A 15,475-nucleotide genomic window follows, 5' to 3' on the forward strand; every position below is an offset into this window, starting at 1 on the left:
TCCTTGCGGAGACTGGAATGAAGACCTGGTTCATGAGCGGCAGTTCGCGCGGGTTGGGGCGCGCCATCACGGAAGCCGCACTCGTTGCGGGCGACCGGGTGGTGGCCACGGCTCGCAAGCTCGACCCGCTCGAACCGCTGCGCGAACGTTTCGGGGAAGGACTGCGGCTGGCAACGCTTGATGTGACCGACGAAGCGGCAGCGCAAGCGGCGATCGACCTCGCGGTGGAAGCCTTCGGCGGTCTCGACGTCGTCGTGAACAATGCCGGCTATGGCGATCTCGGCTCGGTCGAGGACACCAGCCTCGCCTCGTTCCGGCAGCAGATCGAGGCCAATCTGATCGGCACCATCATCGTCACCAAGGCGGCGATCCCGGTGCTGCGCAAGCAGCGCCGCGGGCACATCATGCAGGTCTCGTCGGTCGGCGGCCGCATCGGCGCGCCGGCCCGCGCGCCCTATTCGGCGGCGAAATGGGGTATCGAAGGCTTTTCGGAATCGCTGGCGCGCGAGATGGCGCTGATCGGCGTGCATGTGACCATCGTTGAGCCCGGCGGCTTCCGGACCGGCTTTGCCCAGACCTCGCATGAGACCGACGAAGGACGTCCGGAGTACGACGCGGTGGTCGGTGCCGCCGTCAGGATGCAGCGCGACTACGATGGCCGTCAGCCCGGTGATCCCGCCAAGGCGGCCGACGTGGTATTGCAGCTCGCGAACATGGATCACCCGCCTCTGCGCATCGCGCTCGGCAGCGATGCCGTCAACGCCATCGCGGCGACGGACCGGCAGCGTCTCGACGAGCTGGAGAAATGGCGCGCGCTTAGCGTATCGACCGACTACTGACGGCGTCCTATTCCGCTGCCACCATCTGCTGCGTGCGCCACTGCCCGAGCAGAGCACGCAGCGAAGCCGGCTTCACCGGCTTGTTGAGCACCGCGATCTTCTCGTCGCGCGCGGCGACCTGCACGGCGGGGCTGCGATCGGCCGTGATCAGGATCGCAGGGATGGTATCGCCGAAACGGCGGCGGATCTCGCGGATGGCGGCGATGCCGTTGCCGCGATCGAGGTGATAATCGACCAGAAGGCCGGTGACGCGGCGGCCGGCGGTTTCGATCGCGGCGATCGCGCCTTCGGGATCGGCGACCGCGATCACCTCGGCGTCCCAGGCCTTGAGCAGCGTGCGCATGCCGTCGAGGATCGCCGCATCGTTCTCGATGCAGACGATCAGCGCGCCCGAGATCGGTGTGCGCGCCAGCGGCGTCGCGCTGGTCACGGCCGCGGTGTGGGTGACCGCCTTCGCCGTCGGCACGGTCACCGAGAACACCGAGCCGCCGCTTCGATTGCCGTCGATGGCGATGCCGTGCTTGAGCACGCGGGCCAGGCGTTCCACGATCGAGAGGCCGAGGCCCAGACCGCGCGCGATCCGCGCGCCCTGCTCCAGGCGATGGAACTCCTTGAAGATCTCGCCGCGCTTAACCGCGGGGATACCGACGCCGGTGTCGTAGACGCAGATTTTGAGCGAGGCGCCGCGGCGGCGGCAGCCGACCAGCACGCGGCCGCGGGGGGTATACTTGATCGCGTTCGAGATCAGGTTCTGGAGCAGGCGCCGCAGCAGGAGCCGGTCCGACTCGACCGGCAGCGAGCAGGGCACGAAGGCGAGCTCCAGTCCCTTGGCGCGCGCGATCGGCGCGAACTCGATTTCCAGCGAGCGCATCAGATCGGCCATCTTGAAGCTCGAGATCGAGGTCGCCATCGCGCCGGCGTCGAGTCTGGAGATGTCCAGCAGCGCGCCGAGGATTTCCTCGATCGCCTGCAGCGATTCGTCGATGTTCTCGACCAGCCGCGTCTCCTCGCCATTGTGCTGGCGCTCGACGAGGCTCGTGACGTAGAGCCGCGCCGCATTCAGCGGCTGCAGGATGTCGTGGCTGGCGGCGGCGAGGAAACGCGTCTTGGAGATGCTGGCATCCTCCGCCGCGCTCTTGGCGATGGCCAGCTCGGAGTTCAGCCGCGTCAGCTCCTCGGTGCGGTCGCGCACGCGCTTTTCCAGCGTCGCATTGGCGCGCTCCAGCGCTTCGGCGGCTTCGAAGGTCGGCGTGACGTCGGTGAAGGTGATGACGAAGCCACCGCCGGGCATGCGGTTGGTGAGCACTTCGATCACCATGTGGCGTTCCGGCAGGCGCTCGAGATAAGGCTCACTGTCGGTGGTGTAGGCCGCAAGGCGCCGTTCCAGCAGGGCCTCGCGCTCGAGCGGATCGTTCGGATCGCCGAGGCCGATGAATTCCAGGATCTCGCGCAAGGGCGTGCCGAACTGGATCAGATGCAGTGGCACATTGAGGAGGTCGCCGAACTGCCGATTGGAGCAGATCAGTTGCAGATCGGCGTCGAACACGGCGATGCCCTGGCGCACATGGTTGAGCGCGGTCTGCAGGATCTCGCGGTTGAAATGCAGCGCGGCGTGCGAATCGTCGAGCAGCTTCAGCGCGGCCTTGGCGGAGACCGTCCGCTTGCGCAGCAGCAGCGACATCACGAGGCGGGAGGAGGCCGCGCCGATCGAGGAGGCAATCAGATGCTCGGCGTGTTGCAGCAGCTCGAAATCGGCGGGCGCACCGGGCTCCAGCCGCACGTTGCGCCGCGCCGAGAAGGCCTCGAAGGAGTGCCGTGCGCGGTCGGGCCCGAGATACTGCGCCACCGTGGTCTGGATGTCCTGCACGGTGACGGTGCTGCGCCAGCGGCGGAAGCTCGGGGAGATCGGTGCGAGCGTATTGGGCACGAACAGATCGGCCTGCAGCAGTTCGATGGAAGACGGCCGGCGCGCCAGCGACAGCAGCACATAGGTCAGGATGTTGAGGGACAGCGACCAGATCACGCCGTGCATCAGGGGCGGCAGGTCGGCGCCGAACAGTGCCTGCGGCCGCAGCGCCTCGATGCCGAACGGGCCGTGCTGCAGCAGCAGGATGCCTGACGTCGAGGAATCCATGAAGCTCGGCATGAACAGCGTGTAGAGCCACACCGCAAACCCGACCAGCATGCCGCCGATCGCCCCGCGCGCGGTCGCGCGCCGCCAGAGCAGGCCGCCGAAGAAGCTCGGGGCGAGCTGGGCGATGGCGGCAAAGGAGAGCAGGCCGATCGCCGCGAGCTGGGTGCTGCCGAGCGCGCGATAGTAGAAATAGGCCATCACCATGATGGCGAAGATCGCGAGTCGGCGCGAGCGCAGCAGGAAGTTGCTGAAATCGGCCCCGCCGGCGCGCCCCTCCGGCCGACGTTTCAGCACCAGCGGCACCACGAGGTCATTCGAGACCATGATGGAGAGCGCGACGCATTCGACGATCACCATGGCGGTCGCCGCCGACAGCCCGCCGACGAAAACGACGACGCTGAGCAGGTTCGCGCCGTTCTCGATCGGCAGGGCCAGCACATACATATCAGGGTCGGCCGTGCCGAACGGGAAGGTCACGAGGCCGGCGAGCGCGATCGGGATCACGAACAGGTTGATGGCGACGAGGTAGAGCGGAAACAGCCAGCGCGCGCGGCCGACCTCGGCATCCGAGGAATTCTCCACCACGCTGACGTGAAACTGGCGCGGCAGCAGCATGATCGCGCACAGCGACAGCAACGTCATGGTCAGGAAGTTGCCGATCGACGGCGAATAATTGATGGCGCGCACCGCTTCCGGCGTCCTCATCGCGCGCTCGATCAATTCATGCGGCGAGAACATCCAGAAGGTGACGAAGATGCCGGCGGCGAGGAAGGCGACCAGCTTGATGATGGATTCGGTCGCGATCGCCAGCATCAGGCCGTGCTGGTGCTCGGTCGCGTCGGTCTGTCGCGTGCCGAACAGCACAGCGAAGGCCGCCATCGTCAGCGTCACCATCAGCGCCATGTCGCCGAGGATCGGGATGTGCGAGAAGGCCTGGTCTTCGCTCAGGATTGTGCCCAGCGAGGAAGCCACCGCCTTGAGCTGGAGCGCGATATAGGGCACCGAGCCGATGATCGCGATTGCGGCGACGGTCGCCGCCACCGCCTGGCTCTTGCCGTAGCGGGCCCCGATGAAGTCGGCGATCGAGGTGATGTTGTGGGCTTTCGCCAGCTGGATCACGCGTCGGAGCACCCCGGCCCCTAACCCGATCATCAGGATCGGGCCGACATAGATCGCGAGGAAATCGGTCGAGGTGCGGGTGGCGAAGCCGACCGACCCGAAGAAGGTCCAGGACGTGCAGTAGATCGCCAGCGACAGCGGATAGATCAGCCCGGAGGCGCGGCCGCGCCCGGCCGGCGAGCGGCGGTCGCCATGGCTCGCCACCAGGAACAGGAAGCCGATATAGCCGAAGGCGGCGGCGATCACGCCCCAATCGTGCAGCATGGGTCGGGGGCTCTCTCCCTGGGCGCCGGCGGCGCCCGAGCTCATTTTCCCTGCAAACCTAGCGCGTTGAGCGGACGCAAGCGACAGCGAAATGCCGTGCGGCGGTAGGAACAGGGGTTGTCGTTAAGGTGCGAGCGTGCACCCACGGGCGCCTACCCTCCTCTGGAGGGTAGGGTCGATCGCGCGCAGCGCGAGCGGGGTAGGGTGATCTCTCCCCACGGGCACTGTTCGCTGCGGGAAGACCGTCACCCCACCCCGTCTCCCATATCGCTGCGCTCTATGTGAGCCGACCCTCCCCCTTCAGGGGAGGGTAAGAGAGGACCCTATTCCGCCGCGAGCGACTTGGCGCGCAGCGGCAGGCCGAGGCGGTCCCACACTTGCAGCAACGCTTCGGCGAGCTGATCGATCAGGCCGTCGTCGTGATAGGGCGAGGGCGTGATGCGCAGGCGCTCGGTGCCCTTGGCGACGGTCGGATAGTTGATCGGCTGGATGTAGATCCCGTGCTGTTCGAGCAGCAGGTCGGAGGCCTGCTTGCACTTCTCGGGATCGCCGACGAACAGCGGTACGATGTGGGTGTCGCTCGACATCACCGGCAGGCCGGCGGCATTGAGGATCGCCTTGACGCGGGCGGCACGGTCCTGGTGGCGTTCGCGCTCCCAGCTCGACGTCTTCAGGTGCCTGATCGCGGCGGTCGCGGCCGAGCAGACCGCCGGCGGCAGCGCCGTGGTGAAGATGAAGCCCGGCGCATAGGAGCGCACGGCGTCGATGATCTGGCCGTTGGCGGCGATGTAGCCGCCGAGACAGCCGAACGCCTTGGCCAGCGTGCCCTCGAGAATGTCGATGCGATGCATCACGCCGTCGCGCTCGGCGATGCCGCCGCCGCGCGGGCCGTACATGCCGACGGCGTGGACTTCGTCGACATAGGTCATCGCGCCATATTTCTCGGCGAGATCGCAGATCCTGGCGAGCGGCGCGACATCGCCGTCCATGGAATAGAGACTTTCGCAGACGATCAGCTTCGGCCGATCGGGACCGGCCGCCTTCAACAGCTCTTCGAGATGCGCAACGTCGTTGTGGCGGAACACGATCCGCTCGCAGCCGGACTGGCGGATGCCCTCGATCATCGAATTGTGGTTGAGCTCGTCCGATAGGATCAGGCAGTTCGGAATGAGCTTTGCGATGGTCGGGATGCCAGTCTGGTTCGAGACATAGCCCGAGGTGAACAGCAGCGCGGCTTCCTTGCCGTGGAGATCGGCGAGCTCGGCTTCGAGCTGCACCAGCGGATGGTGCGTGCCGGCGATGTTGCGGGTGCCGCCGGCGCCGGTGCCGACGCGGGTGGCGGTCTCGACCATGGCGCCGACCACCTTCGGATGCTGGCCCATGCCGAGATAGTCGTTGGAGCACCAGATCACGACGTCGCGCTTGCCCTTGGGCGAGTGCCAGACCGCATGCGGGAACCGGCCGGCCGTGCGTTCGAGGTCGGCGAACACGCGATAACGCCGCTCGGTGTGGAGACGATCGAGGGCGGAATCGAAGAATTGGGCGTAATCCATCGGCAAACCTGCAACGGAACCTGACCAAGGGGACGCGTCTACTTAGAGCTTTTCCAGCTCCAATGTCTATGCGCTATCCCACATTTGGATCTGTGGGGCATTTGGGCAAAATGCCCTATCCGGCGCGTCTCAGTTTGATCCCGATCAATCCTGCGCGACATGTAATGCTGCTCTGCACCATCTGCCGGGGCGAGGGTTCAACCCCAACCTATGGTCTTCCGTCGCGGCCCGGCGCGCGCTTTCCTTGCTCAACCAGGCTCTCGAAAGGATCCTTCCATGAAGCGCGTGATGATCCTCAACGGTCCCAACCTCAACATGCTCGGCATCCGCGAGCCGCACATCTACGGCACGACGACGCTCGCGGAGGTCAACGCGAGCTGCGAGGAGGCAGCCGCCAGGCTCGGCCTCAAGCTCGCCTTCCACCAGTCCAATCACGAGGGCGTGCTGGTCGATCTGATCCAGTCGGCGCGGCAGGACGCCGACGCCATCGTCATCAATCCGGCCGGCCTCTCCTTCACCTCGGTCTCGATCATGGACGCGATCAAGACGTTCGAGGGCCCGGTGCTGGAGGTGCACATCTCCAACATCCACGCCCGTGACGAATATCACCGGCACTCCAAGATCTCGTTCGTGGCGACCGGCGTGATCTGCGGGCTCGGGCCGTTCGGCTACATCGCGGCGCTGCACGCGATCGCGAACATGAAGTGAGGTCTTCTCCCTCTCCCCGCTTGCGGGGAGAGGGTCGGGGGTGAGGGGGACTCTCCGCGGGGACGGTGAGAGTTGGACTCGCGGAGATTCCCCCTCACCCGCCACGCTTCGCGTGTCGGCCTCTCCCCGCAGGCGGGGAGAGGCGAAGAGCTCACGTCGTCCGAAACTGCAGCACGCCGTCCTGCATCTCGGGCGTGAGGCGGCCCTCGACGATCATGTAGTTGACGTGGGCGACGAGCTCGCCGGCGGCAAAGCCCATCTGGTGCTCGTCCAGCACGTGCTTGTTGAACACCACGGGCACCAGGGCGCGCGAGGTTTGCGGCACCTCACGGCAGGCTTCCGCGATCAATCGGCAGCGCTCTTCGTGGTGGTCGGCGAGCTGCTTGATGCGGGTCTTCAATCCGTAGAACGGCACGCCATGGCCGGGCAGCACCAGCACGTCATAGGGCAGCGTCGTGGTCAGGCTGGCGAGCGAGGCCAGATATTCGCCGAGCGAATTCTGGTCGGGCTCGACCGCCCAGACGCTGACATTCGGCGAGATCTTGCTCAGCACCTGGTCGGCGGAGAGGAACAGCTTGTCGTCGGCACAATACAGCATCACCTGGTCGAGGGCGTGGCCGCCGCCGGTGATGACCTTGAAGCGGCGCGTGCCGATCACGACGTCGTCGCCATGCGAGATGCGGCGGTAGGACGGCGGCAGCACCGAGACGCGCTTCAGATAGTCCTGGCCGCGGCCGAGCAGCTTTTCGGTGAGCGACTCGTCCATGCCATGGCGGCGGAAGAACAGCCGCTGCGCCTCGCGCCGCTCCTCGGTGCCGCGGTTCTGGTGATAGACCGATTGCAGATATTCGACCTGCGACATCACCAGCGGGCAGCCGAACCGCTCGACGATCCAACCGGCGAGACCGACATGATCCGGGTGGGAGTGGGTGACGATCAGGCGCGTGATGTTGACGCCTTTCAGCGGTCCGTCGAACAGCTTCGTCCAGGCCTCGATCGTCTCCTCGTTGCCGAAGCCGGCATCGATCATCGCATAGCCGTCGCCATCGGCGAGCAGGTAGATGTTCACGTGGTTGAGGCGGAACGGCAGCTTCAGCCGCGCCCACAACACGCCGGGCCGCACCTCGACCACCTGTTCGGGGCCGGGATGCTGTTCCCAGGGGTAGCGCAGGGCCTCGGCCGAGGACTGCGGGGTGTCGGTTTTCGAGCTCATGCTATCGGCTTAAACCCAGTGCGCGCAGGGCGCCAGCCGAAAAAGGATGCTGGGCGGCGACAGCATGGCGGTCATACCGAGGCAGTTTTCCGTAACCCGGATTGCGCTACGCTCCATCCAGGCTACAGGATAGGGCTCTTACGCCGCCCGCATGTCGTTGAGGAAGGCGTCGATCTCCCCGCGCAGCATATCGGCCTCGCGCCGCAGCGCGTCCGAGGCGCTCAGCACCTCGGTGGCCGCAGCGCCGGCTTCGGCGGACGCGGTGGAGACGCCGACGATGTTGCTGGAGACCTCGCTGGTGCCGCCGGCGGCATGCTGGATGTTGCGGGCGATTTCGCGCGTCGCGGCGCCCTGCTCTTCGACCGCGGCAGCGATCGTGGTGGTGACGTCGTTGATCTCGCCGATGATCCGACCGATGCCCTGGATTGCGCCGACCGCGGAGGTCGTGACTGACTGCATGCTGGCGATCTGGGTGCGGATCTCGTCGGTCGCCTTGGCGGTCTGGCTGGCCAGGCTCTTCACCTCGGAGGCAACCACCGCGAAGCCGCGGCCGGCCTCGCCGGCGCGCGCCGCCTCGATGGTGGCGTTGAGCGCGAGCAGATTGGTCTGCGAGGCGATGGTCTGGATCAGGTCGACGACGACGCTGATGCGGCTCGCGCTGTCGGCAAGGCTCTGCACCGTGGCGTCGGTCGCTCCCGCTTCGTCGACCGCCTTTTTGGCGATCTCGGCGGAGGTCACGACCTGGCGGCTGATCTCCTGGATCGAGGAGGACAGCTGCTCGGTGCCGGCCGAGACGGTCTGCACGTTGACCGACGTCTCCTCCGCGGCGGAGGCGACCGCGTTGACCAGCGCGTTGGACTGGTCGGCGGTGTTCGACATGCTCTGCGCGGTCGATTGCATCGAATTGGCCGATTGGGCCAGATTATCGAGTGCGGAGCGCACCGTGCTTTCGAACTGGGCGATCTTCGCCTCCATGCGCGCGGCCCGCTCGGCCTTGGCGATACGGTCCTTGTCCTGCTCGCTGGTCAGCGCGCGGGTCTCGATCATGCTCTCCCGGAACACCTGCAGCGTGTTCGCCATGACGGAGATTTCGTCGTTGTGGTTCTTCGAGCGGTAGATCTCGGTTTCGAGATCCCCGTTCGCGAGCAGCTGCATCGACTGCTGCAAGGCGCCGATCCGGCGCAGGATGTTGCGGCCGACATAGAGCCATACGAACAGCGCCGAGCCGACCAGCATCAGCGCGCCCAAGCCCAGCGTGACCGACGTCGCGAGCGAAATCTCCTGCCGCGCCTGGAGGGTCGAGGCGTTGGTCTCTTTCTGCACGCCGTCGACGAGCTGCTGCACGCTGATGCCGAGGCCGACATTGAGCTTGCGCGTCTCGTCCAGGATGGTCTGACCATAGTCGATGGAGTCGAGCTCCTTTTCGCGCAAATTGAACACGCCGGTCTTGCCGGTGCCGAGCGCGAGCAGCTTTTCCGCGGTGTCGCGCAGCATCTTGTTGCCTTGGTTGTCCGGCAACAGATCGAGGTTCGACCGCAGGCGCCCCTGCGCCGTCTTGAATTCCTTCTGGATGTCGTCGAGCTTGTCGCTGGTGTTCGCCGACAGCGCCGCGCTCATGTTGGCGGCGGCGAGATTGCCGCTGGCGACGACGTTGCCGAGCTGACCGACGGTCTGCGCGGCGTCGGTCGCGTCTGCGGCTGACAGGTCGGCTGACCCGAGAATGGCATTGACGCGGGTCTGCGCGTCCAGCATCGCCGGGCTCGCTGCGCCGACGAACGCGCCCTGCGCGGTGCGAAGCGCGTCATATTGCTTCTCGTGCAGCGCCGCGAGGTCGAGCCGTTCGCGGGCGGCTTTCGTCAGGCTCTGAGCCGCCTCGTTGATGCTCTTTATCGTATCGCTGAGCCCCGAGACGACGCTCTTGTCGCCGCCGAGCTCGATGATCTCGTTGAGCTTCTGCTGCGTCTGCTCCTGCAATTCCCTGAGCTTCTTGGTACGTTCGTTCAGGGCGTCGTCGCTCTGCGCCGCAAGCAGGGCCGGTCCCTGCGCCGCGAGGCTCGCACTCAGCGCCGACAATTGCAGGCTGGCGGAAAGGCGCGGAATGTCCCGTCCGCTCAGTTCAGTCATGCGTCCGCCGAGATTCTGCAGCGCAAGGCCGGCGCCGGCCGCGATCACGAGGCCCATGCCCGCGATCAAGATGAAGGCTGCGAACAGGCTGCCGCGCACGCCCCATCTCGGCATTTTGAAACGCGGCTTGAAACGGCCGAGACTGAAACGGATCGCCATCGAAATTCCCCCACGCCCTTGCTTTATATTTTGTGGCGGGGAGTATCGGCCAGGGCGGTTAAAAAATCGCAATTGCTGCAATCGGTTGCGTGCGTTCCGCAGAGCGAAAAAAGAAGGGGCCGGCAGTGTCGCCGGCCCCTCATCACGATAATGTCTTGCTAACCGATCAGTAGCGCGCCATGGCCGGGCTTGCCCAGTTGAAGCGGTAGTTGACGCCCGCCTTGAAGGTATGGTCGTCGGTGGTGAAGGCGCCGGTGCCGGCGAGCGGACCGGCGGTGAAGCTCGCGTCGCCGAAATTGTAATACTGGTACTCGGCCTTGGCCGACCAATTCGGGGCGAACATGTATTCGAGGCCGGCGCCGACGGTGTAGCCGTTGCGATGATCGCCGGTGATGACGAAGGCGGTCGGCACGCCGCCGACGGTGACCTTCTCGTTGTTGTCCGAATAGGCGTAGCCGCCCTTCACATAGACCAGGCCGGGACCCCAGGTGTAGCCGACGCGGCCGGTGATCGAGCCGAGGCCGCGCTGGTCGTTGGTGTAGGCGATGCCGCCAGGGAACACCGCGCCGACGCTGCCGGAGAGCCAGGAATACTGGCCCTCGACGCCGACCACGAAGTTCGGGTGGAACTGCCAGTCCCCGCCGACCTGCACGCCGCCGAGGAAGCGGCCGTTGCCGTTGTTGCCGGTGGAGAGGCCATTGAAATTGTTGTCGCTGGAGAACGCGCCGCCGACATGGGCGCCGAGATAGAAGCCTGTCCAATTGTAGATCGGCGCGGCGTAGGCCGGCGCGGGCGTCTTGTAATAATTGCGGTTGCCGAGATCGGCGCCGACGGCCGGCGCAGCCGCGCCCACCACGAGCAGCGCCACGGTCGCAAACAGAATCTTCTTCATCGTCTTGAACTCCAACACGTAGATGTCCCGGCAGGCGCGTTTTCTGCGCCGCGTTGGTTTTGCAGATAGCTCGCTTTTGACGAAAATGCTGTCACATCCGTGGCACAGCGACGGCCAACGTAACTTGTTGGGCCGTAAATGATTTTCGTGCTTAATGGCAACTTAAGAAGTGGTGAAGGAAGGCTTAACGGCGCACTCTGTCGGTAACTTGCGCGCGCCTTGCGTTAACCAAGACGCCGCCGTGCCTCGTCGCGCATCTGCGCGCGAAAGGCGGCGCGCTTTGCCGGCCTGTCTTCCTCACGCACGTCGTGTCGATCGAAGATGTCGAATTTCTCCAGGATCGGATAGCGCTCGCTCGCCATCGCGAGCACGCGCAGTATCCTGGTCCCCTCCGGCGTCGGGCCGCTGACCTCCCAGCGCCGGATGGTGTCGGCGCCGCCTCTCTCCGGCAATCCGCAAAGCTTGGCCATGTCGGCCGCGCTGAGCTTGCGCTCGAGGGCATCGGAGAGGTCGTTGCGAAGCTGCTTCAGTTCGGCGCCGGTCATGCTTTGCGTCCAGGGAAGTCACTGAAAGCAATGCACTAGCGCTGATTCGGGTCCATCCGAAGACGATGTGAGTCCGCCGCGCTCCGGCACCTTCGTCCGCACACGGAGTTATGAAGGGAGAACCCATGGAAATTTGCCGATGCATGAACACTTGGCACATCGGGGCGCGCAACGGGTGAAGGGATCAGCCATGAAAACCATCAGACTCGCCATTTCCGCGCTGATCACGACGGGACTGCTTGCCGCACCATTCGCAGCTGAGGCGAAAAAGGTCCGGTCAAGCCGGCAATACAGCACTGGTGTGGTGGCGCCGACCTATGGCGGAGCCGGAGCGCCGGCCGCGCAACCGAGGGCGGCCTACGGATCGTCGGGACAGACGGTCGGCACTGTCACCGCGCCGTCGATCGGATCATACAATTGGCCCTCGGTCGGCGTGACCAACTCGGCTCCCACCTGGAGCAACACCACGAGATAGAGGGCTCCGGCAAAGTGGAGGCGACTGGCGGATCAACGCATACCGCTCGCCGATCCCGAGAGCAGATAAAGCGCGATGAGCAATGTCGCGACCGACAGCATCGTGGTGATCGAGACCGTGGCCGCAACCAGCTTCTCCTCGACCTTGTGTTCATGTGCGAGGACGTAGACGGTTTTCGCCGTCGGCACGGCCGCGCAGATGACCGCCGCAACCGTGTAGAGAGGGGTGAGGCCGATCACGACGCAAAGCCCGTAGACGATGAGCGGCATGACCACCAGTTTCACCGCCGCGAGCGCAAACGACGCTTTCAGGTTGGACCGCAAGCCCTCGATGGACAGGCCGAGCCCGATGGCGAACAGCGCGCACGGCGTGAGCGCGGCCGCGATCATGTTGAGATAGGCCGCGACCGGTGCCGGAATCGGCAGTCCCGTCACCGCCCAGGTGAGGCCGATGAACGTCGACAGCACCATGGGATTGAGCAGGATCTGCTTTGCCAATCCCATAGAGCGCACGGAGGCCCCGCGTGCATCGCGCTTTTCCAGCAGGATCACCGTGATCGGAAACATCACCGCGGCCACGAACACCGTCGCGACGGCCGCGGGCAGGACGGCGGGTTGGCCGTAGATCGCATGCAGGATCGGCAGCGCGACGAACCCGGTGTTGGTCATCGCCGCCGCCATCCCCTGAATGGTGCTGCTGGCGAGGTCGTGTTTGCCGCCTGCGCGGACCGGCACGAACACGAGCGCGAAGCAGATCAGCGAGCCGCCGCCGAAGGCGAGCAGAAAGCGCCATTCCAGGAGATTGCGCGCCGGCTCCTGGGCGATCGTGACAATCAACAGCGCCGGCATCGCCACGTTGTAGGCGAAATGCACCAGGGCATCGGCCAGCGCGCGCGAGAGATAGCCGAGCTCGCCGGCGAGCCAGCCGGTGACGATGATCGCGAATACGGGAAGAACGAGGCTGGCGACCTCCATCCGGCTTCCCCCTCATTTTCGAACAGGGAGGGTAGACCGGCAATGGACTGGCGTCACTCCGTGATTTGTGGGCCGCCTTGATTCGTCGGAGGAGAATCCGCCTCGCTAGATTCCCCGGCGCCCCTGGTCTCCGATCACGCAGCGCCAGGCCGCCAGACGCTCGGCCGGATGCTGGTTCATCCATTCGGCAAGCTGCGGCGCGCCCATCAGGCAGGCCTGCACCGAGATTTGCGCAAAGTCCGACGTGGTGACGATCTGCTCGTGACAATTGGAGGGAGAGGCGAGGCTGCAAAGCACGGCGATGATCTTGATCACGATACGTTACCTCCGTCGCGGCCGATGAACGGGCGACCGATCGCCGGCTTTCCCTGGCCCTCGTCCGTCGGATCGACCGGCGGGAAGATGCTATCGTAGATCGCCCGCGCTTCCTGGATGAGGCGCGTTCGCTCGCGCTCGGACTTCGAGACAAATCGAATAACTTCGCCCATGTTGGCTCCGAATATCAGTGTGAGTCCGTCATGAGATGACGTCGATCATTCAAACGTCATCTATGGTCATGCCCTTAAGCTTTGAAGCGGCCGGTCCGGTCACGACCGGATAAAAAGCGCGTGACCGCGCCGCGCAGTTCCCAGCATCCCGGTGCGTCTTGCTTGCTGGGTTGTTGAGCTGCCCATCACATCACGTTCGTTGTACGGCGCCAGCCGCGACGAGCGACTATGGCGTCAAATCACCCCTTGCCGACATGAGCAAGGATGGTCTCACGAAAGCAAATGCCGCTGAATCGAATATGTTTCGCCTCGCTCGGCGTGCAAGTTTTGGAACCATCACGGAGATCAATGAACGAGGACGAACCGTCTCAGGCCGCCGGCGCGTGCTCCTTCCGTCCAGGCACGGCTGCGAGCAATTCGCGCGTATAGGCGTGCTCGGGCGCGGCGAAGAGTTGCGCAGTCGGCTTCAGCTCGACGATAGCGCCGCGCTGCATCACCGCGATGCGGTCGCAGATCTGGGCAGCGACGCGCAGATCGTGGGTGATGAACAGCATCGACAAGCCAAGGCGCGCCTTGAGATCTTCCAGCAACTTCAACACCTGCGCCTGCACCGAGACATCGAGCGCGGAGACGGCCTCGTCCGCGACGATGATCTCCGGCTCGAGCGCGAGCGCGCGGGCAATGCCGATACGCTGGCGCTGACCGCCGGAGAATTCGTGCGGATAGCGTTCGAGCGCGCCCGCGTCCAGGCCCACCATCTTGAGGAGATCGCGCGCGCGGTCGAACGCCACCTTCGGATCGGTCCCGGCTGCGATCGGCCCGTCGGCGATGATGTGGCCGATCTTGCGGCGCGGATTGAGCGAGGCGAACGGATCCTGGAAGATCATCTGGATGCGATGGCGCTCGCCGCGCAGCGCCTTGCCGGAAAGCGAGGTCAGGTCGGTCTCGCCGATCCGCACCGTGCCGCGGTCGGCTTCGATCAGCCGCATCACCAGGCGCGCTACCGACGACTTGCCCGAGCCGGATTCACCGACGAGGCCGAGCGTCTCGCCCTTGAGGATGTTGAAGTTGACCGCGCGCGCCGCATCGACGCGGCGGGCCTGGCGGAACCAGCCGCCCGACGTGACGTAGGTCTTGTCCAGCCCGATCACCTCGACGGCCTTGGCCCGATCGTCCAATGGCTCTCGCGACGGCGGATCCATCGAGGGCACGGCGGCAAGCAATGCCTTGGTGTAGTCGTGCTGCGGCTCGTTGAAGATGGCCGTGGCGGGACCTTCCTCGACGACCTTGCCGTGGCGGAGCACCACGACCTGGTCGGCGATGTCGGCGACCACGCCGAAATCATGCGTGATGAACATCACCGCCATGTTGCGGCTCTGCTGGAGGTTGCGAATCAGCTTCAGGATCTGGGCCTGCGTGGTGACGTCGAGCGCGGTGGTCGGCTCGTCCGCGACCAGCACCGCGGGCTCGAGCGCGAGCGCCATCGCGATCATGGCGCGCTGGCGTTGGCCGCCGGAGAGCTGGTGCGGATAGGCGCGCACGATACGCTCAGGGTCGGGCAGGCCGACTTCGCTTGCCAGCGCCAGCGCCTTGGCCCGCCGCTCCTTCGGCGTGAGCAGGCCGTGCGCCTCGAACATCTCCGCCATCTGGTCGCCGATCCGCATCAACGGATTGAGCGCGGTCATCGGCTCCTGGAAGATCATCGCCAGCCGACGACCGCGCAGATCGCGCCAGCCGTCGTCAGCGAGCTTGAGCAGGTCCCGGCCCTCGAACTGGATCTCACCGGAGGTGACCGAGACCGTATCCGGCAAAAGGCCCATCAGCGCATGCGCGCACATCGACTTGCCGGAGCCGGACTCGCCGACGACGCAGACGATCTTGCCGGGCTGCAGATCGAGCGAGACGCCGTCGACCGCGAAGGGGCGCTCGGCGCCCTTGGGCAGCGCGATCCGCAAGTTCCTGATGGAGACGGCGGGCGGGGCGGTCAT

Annotated in this window: 13 protein-coding genes; 3 read left to right on the forward strand and 10 right to left on the reverse strand. The window is 65.5% G+C overall.

Annotation, left to right across the window (positions count from 1 at the left end; all coding sequences use genetic code 11):
- The first annotated feature begins 17 nt into the window (after nt 1-17).
- On the forward strand, nt 18-839 hold the full coding sequence (locus ACVWYQ_RS25995; RefSeq protein WP_404545489.1) for an SDR family NAD(P)-dependent oxidoreductase: 822 nt from the start codon (nt 18-20) through the stop codon (nt 837-839).
- A gap of 7 nt (nt 840-846) precedes the next feature.
- Here ACVWYQ_RS25995 and ACVWYQ_RS26000 read toward each other — a convergent pair whose 3' ends face one another.
- Both ACVWYQ_RS26000 and hemA read right to left on the reverse strand, forming a co-directional pair.
- Nucleotides 847-4,356, reverse strand: a complete 3,510-nt coding sequence (locus ACVWYQ_RS26000) for a PAS domain-containing hybrid sensor histidine kinase/response regulator (protein WP_404545491.1) — start codon at nt 4,354-4,356, stop codon at nt 847-849.
- 323 nt (nt 4,357-4,679) lie between these two features.
- Nucleotides 4,680-5,909, reverse strand: coding sequence for a 5-aminolevulinate synthase (gene hemA / locus ACVWYQ_RS26005; protein ID WP_035996665.1), 1,230 nt, complete (start codon nt 5,907-5,909; stop codon nt 4,680-4,682).
- A gap of 276 nt (nt 5,910-6,185) precedes the next feature.
- Between hemA and aroQ the strand changes: the two genes are divergently transcribed.
- A complete protein-coding gene (gene aroQ / locus ACVWYQ_RS26010) occupies nt 6,186-6,617 on the forward strand; it encodes a type II 3-dehydroquinate dehydratase (RefSeq protein ID WP_157285641.1) in 432 nt (143 codons plus the stop codon).
- Between the two features lie 151 nt (nt 6,618-6,768).
- Here the strand turns inward: aroQ and ACVWYQ_RS26015 are convergent, their stop codons facing one another.
- The 4 genes from ACVWYQ_RS26015 to ACVWYQ_RS26030 all read right to left on the reverse strand — a co-directional run bounded on the left by ACVWYQ_RS26015 (nt 6,769) and on the right by ACVWYQ_RS26030 (nt 11,550).
- Nucleotides 6,769-7,830 carry an MBL fold metallo-hydrolase gene (locus ACVWYQ_RS26015; RefSeq protein ID WP_035996672.1) on the reverse strand — a complete coding sequence of 354 codons (1,062 nt, stop codon included), beginning with the start codon at nt 7,828-7,830 and terminating at the stop codon, nt 6,769-6,771.
- 138 nt (nt 7,831-7,968) lie between these two features.
- Nucleotides 7,969-10,113, reverse strand: a complete 2,145-nt coding sequence (locus ACVWYQ_RS26020; protein ID WP_456726534.1) for a methyl-accepting chemotaxis protein — start codon at nt 10,111-10,113, stop codon at nt 7,969-7,971.
- 166 nt (nt 10,114-10,279) lie between these two features.
- Nucleotides 10,280-11,005, reverse strand: a complete 726-nt coding sequence (locus ACVWYQ_RS26025; RefSeq protein WP_157285638.1) for an outer membrane protein — start codon at nt 11,003-11,005, stop codon at nt 10,280-10,282.
- Between the two features lie 224 nt (nt 11,006-11,229).
- Nucleotides 11,230-11,550 carry a hypothetical protein gene (locus ACVWYQ_RS26030; protein ID WP_035996689.1) on the reverse strand — a complete coding sequence of 107 codons (321 nt, stop codon included), beginning with the start codon at nt 11,548-11,550 and terminating at the stop codon, nt 11,230-11,232.
- A 190-nt stretch (nt 11,551-11,740) separates the two neighbouring features.
- Between ACVWYQ_RS26030 and ACVWYQ_RS26035 the strand changes: the two genes are divergently transcribed.
- On the forward strand, nt 11,741-12,025 hold the full coding sequence (locus ACVWYQ_RS26035) for a hypothetical protein (protein ID WP_035996692.1): 285 nt from the start codon (nt 11,741-11,743) through the stop codon (nt 12,023-12,025).
- Between the two features lie 32 nt (nt 12,026-12,057).
- On the opposite strand, the gene ACVWYQ_RS26040 is transcribed toward ACVWYQ_RS26035, so the two are convergent.
- The 4 genes from ACVWYQ_RS26040 to ACVWYQ_RS26055 all read right to left on the reverse strand — a co-directional run bounded on the left by ACVWYQ_RS26040 (nt 12,058) and on the right by ACVWYQ_RS26055 (nt 15,475).
- Nucleotides 12,058-12,999, reverse strand: a complete 942-nt coding sequence (locus ACVWYQ_RS26040; protein ID WP_271546200.1) for an AEC family transporter — start codon at nt 12,997-12,999, stop codon at nt 12,058-12,060.
- A gap of 105 nt (nt 13,000-13,104) precedes the next feature.
- Complete coding sequence (locus ACVWYQ_RS26045; RefSeq protein ID WP_035996696.1) at nt 13,105-13,314, reverse strand: hypothetical protein; 210 nt, start codon at nt 13,312-13,314, stop codon at nt 13,105-13,107.
- On the reverse strand, nt 13,311-13,487 hold the full coding sequence (locus ACVWYQ_RS26050) for a hypothetical protein (RefSeq protein WP_197424428.1): 177 nt from the start codon (nt 13,485-13,487) through the stop codon (nt 13,311-13,313). The genes ACVWYQ_RS26045 and ACVWYQ_RS26050 overlap by 4 nt, the downstream gene beginning before the upstream one ends.
- A gap of 368 nt (nt 13,488-13,855) precedes the next feature.
- Nucleotides 13,856-15,475 carry an ABC transporter ATP-binding protein gene (locus ACVWYQ_RS26055; protein ID WP_271546197.1) on the reverse strand — a complete coding sequence of 540 codons (1,620 nt, stop codon included), beginning with the start codon at nt 15,473-15,475 and terminating at the stop codon, nt 13,856-13,858.

This window comes from Bradyrhizobium sp. USDA 3397 (assembly GCF_054060965.1).

Excerpts from the sequence above, each read along its gene's own strand:
- ACVWYQ_RS25995 (WP_404545489.1), top strand. The coding sequence starts at position 18 with ATGAAGACCTGGTTCATGAGCGGCAGTTCGCGCGGGTTGGGGCGCGCC.
- ACVWYQ_RS26000 (WP_404545491.1), bottom strand. The coding sequence starts at position 4,356 with ATGCTGCACGATTGGGGCGTGATCGCCGCCGCCTTCGGCTATATCGGC.
- hemA (WP_035996665.1), bottom strand. The coding sequence starts at position 5,909 with ATGGATTACGCCCAATTCTTCGATTCCGCCCTCGATCGTCTCCACACC.
- aroQ (WP_157285641.1), top strand. The coding sequence starts at position 6,186 with ATGAAGCGCGTGATGATCCTCAACGGTCCCAACCTCAACATGCTCGGC.
- ACVWYQ_RS26015 (WP_035996672.1), bottom strand. The coding sequence starts at position 7,830 with ATGAGCTCGAAAACCGACACCCCGCAGTCCTCGGCCGAGGCCCTGCGC.
- ACVWYQ_RS26020 (WP_456726534.1), bottom strand. The coding sequence starts at position 10,113 with ATGGCGATCCGTTTCAGTCTCGGCCGTTTCAAGCCGCGTTTCAAAATG.
- ACVWYQ_RS26025 (WP_157285638.1), bottom strand. The coding sequence starts at position 11,005 with ATGAAGAAGATTCTGTTTGCGACCGTGGCGCTGCTCGTGGTGGGCGCG.
- ACVWYQ_RS26030 (WP_035996689.1), bottom strand. The coding sequence starts at position 11,550 with ATGACCGGCGCCGAACTGAAGCAGCTTCGCAACGACCTCTCCGATGCC.
- ACVWYQ_RS26035 (WP_035996692.1), top strand. The coding sequence starts at position 11,741 with ATGAAAACCATCAGACTCGCCATTTCCGCGCTGATCACGACGGGACTG.
- ACVWYQ_RS26040 (WP_271546200.1), bottom strand. The coding sequence starts at position 12,999 with ATGGAGGTCGCCAGCCTCGTTCTTCCCGTATTCGCGATCATCGTCACC.
- ACVWYQ_RS26050 (WP_197424428.1), bottom strand. The coding sequence starts at position 13,487 with ATGGGCGAAGTTATTCGATTTGTCTCGAAGTCCGAGCGCGAGCGAACG.
- ACVWYQ_RS26055 (WP_271546197.1), bottom strand. The coding sequence starts at position 15,475 with ATGACCGCCCCGCCCGCCGTCTCCATCAGGAACTTGCGGATCGCGCTG.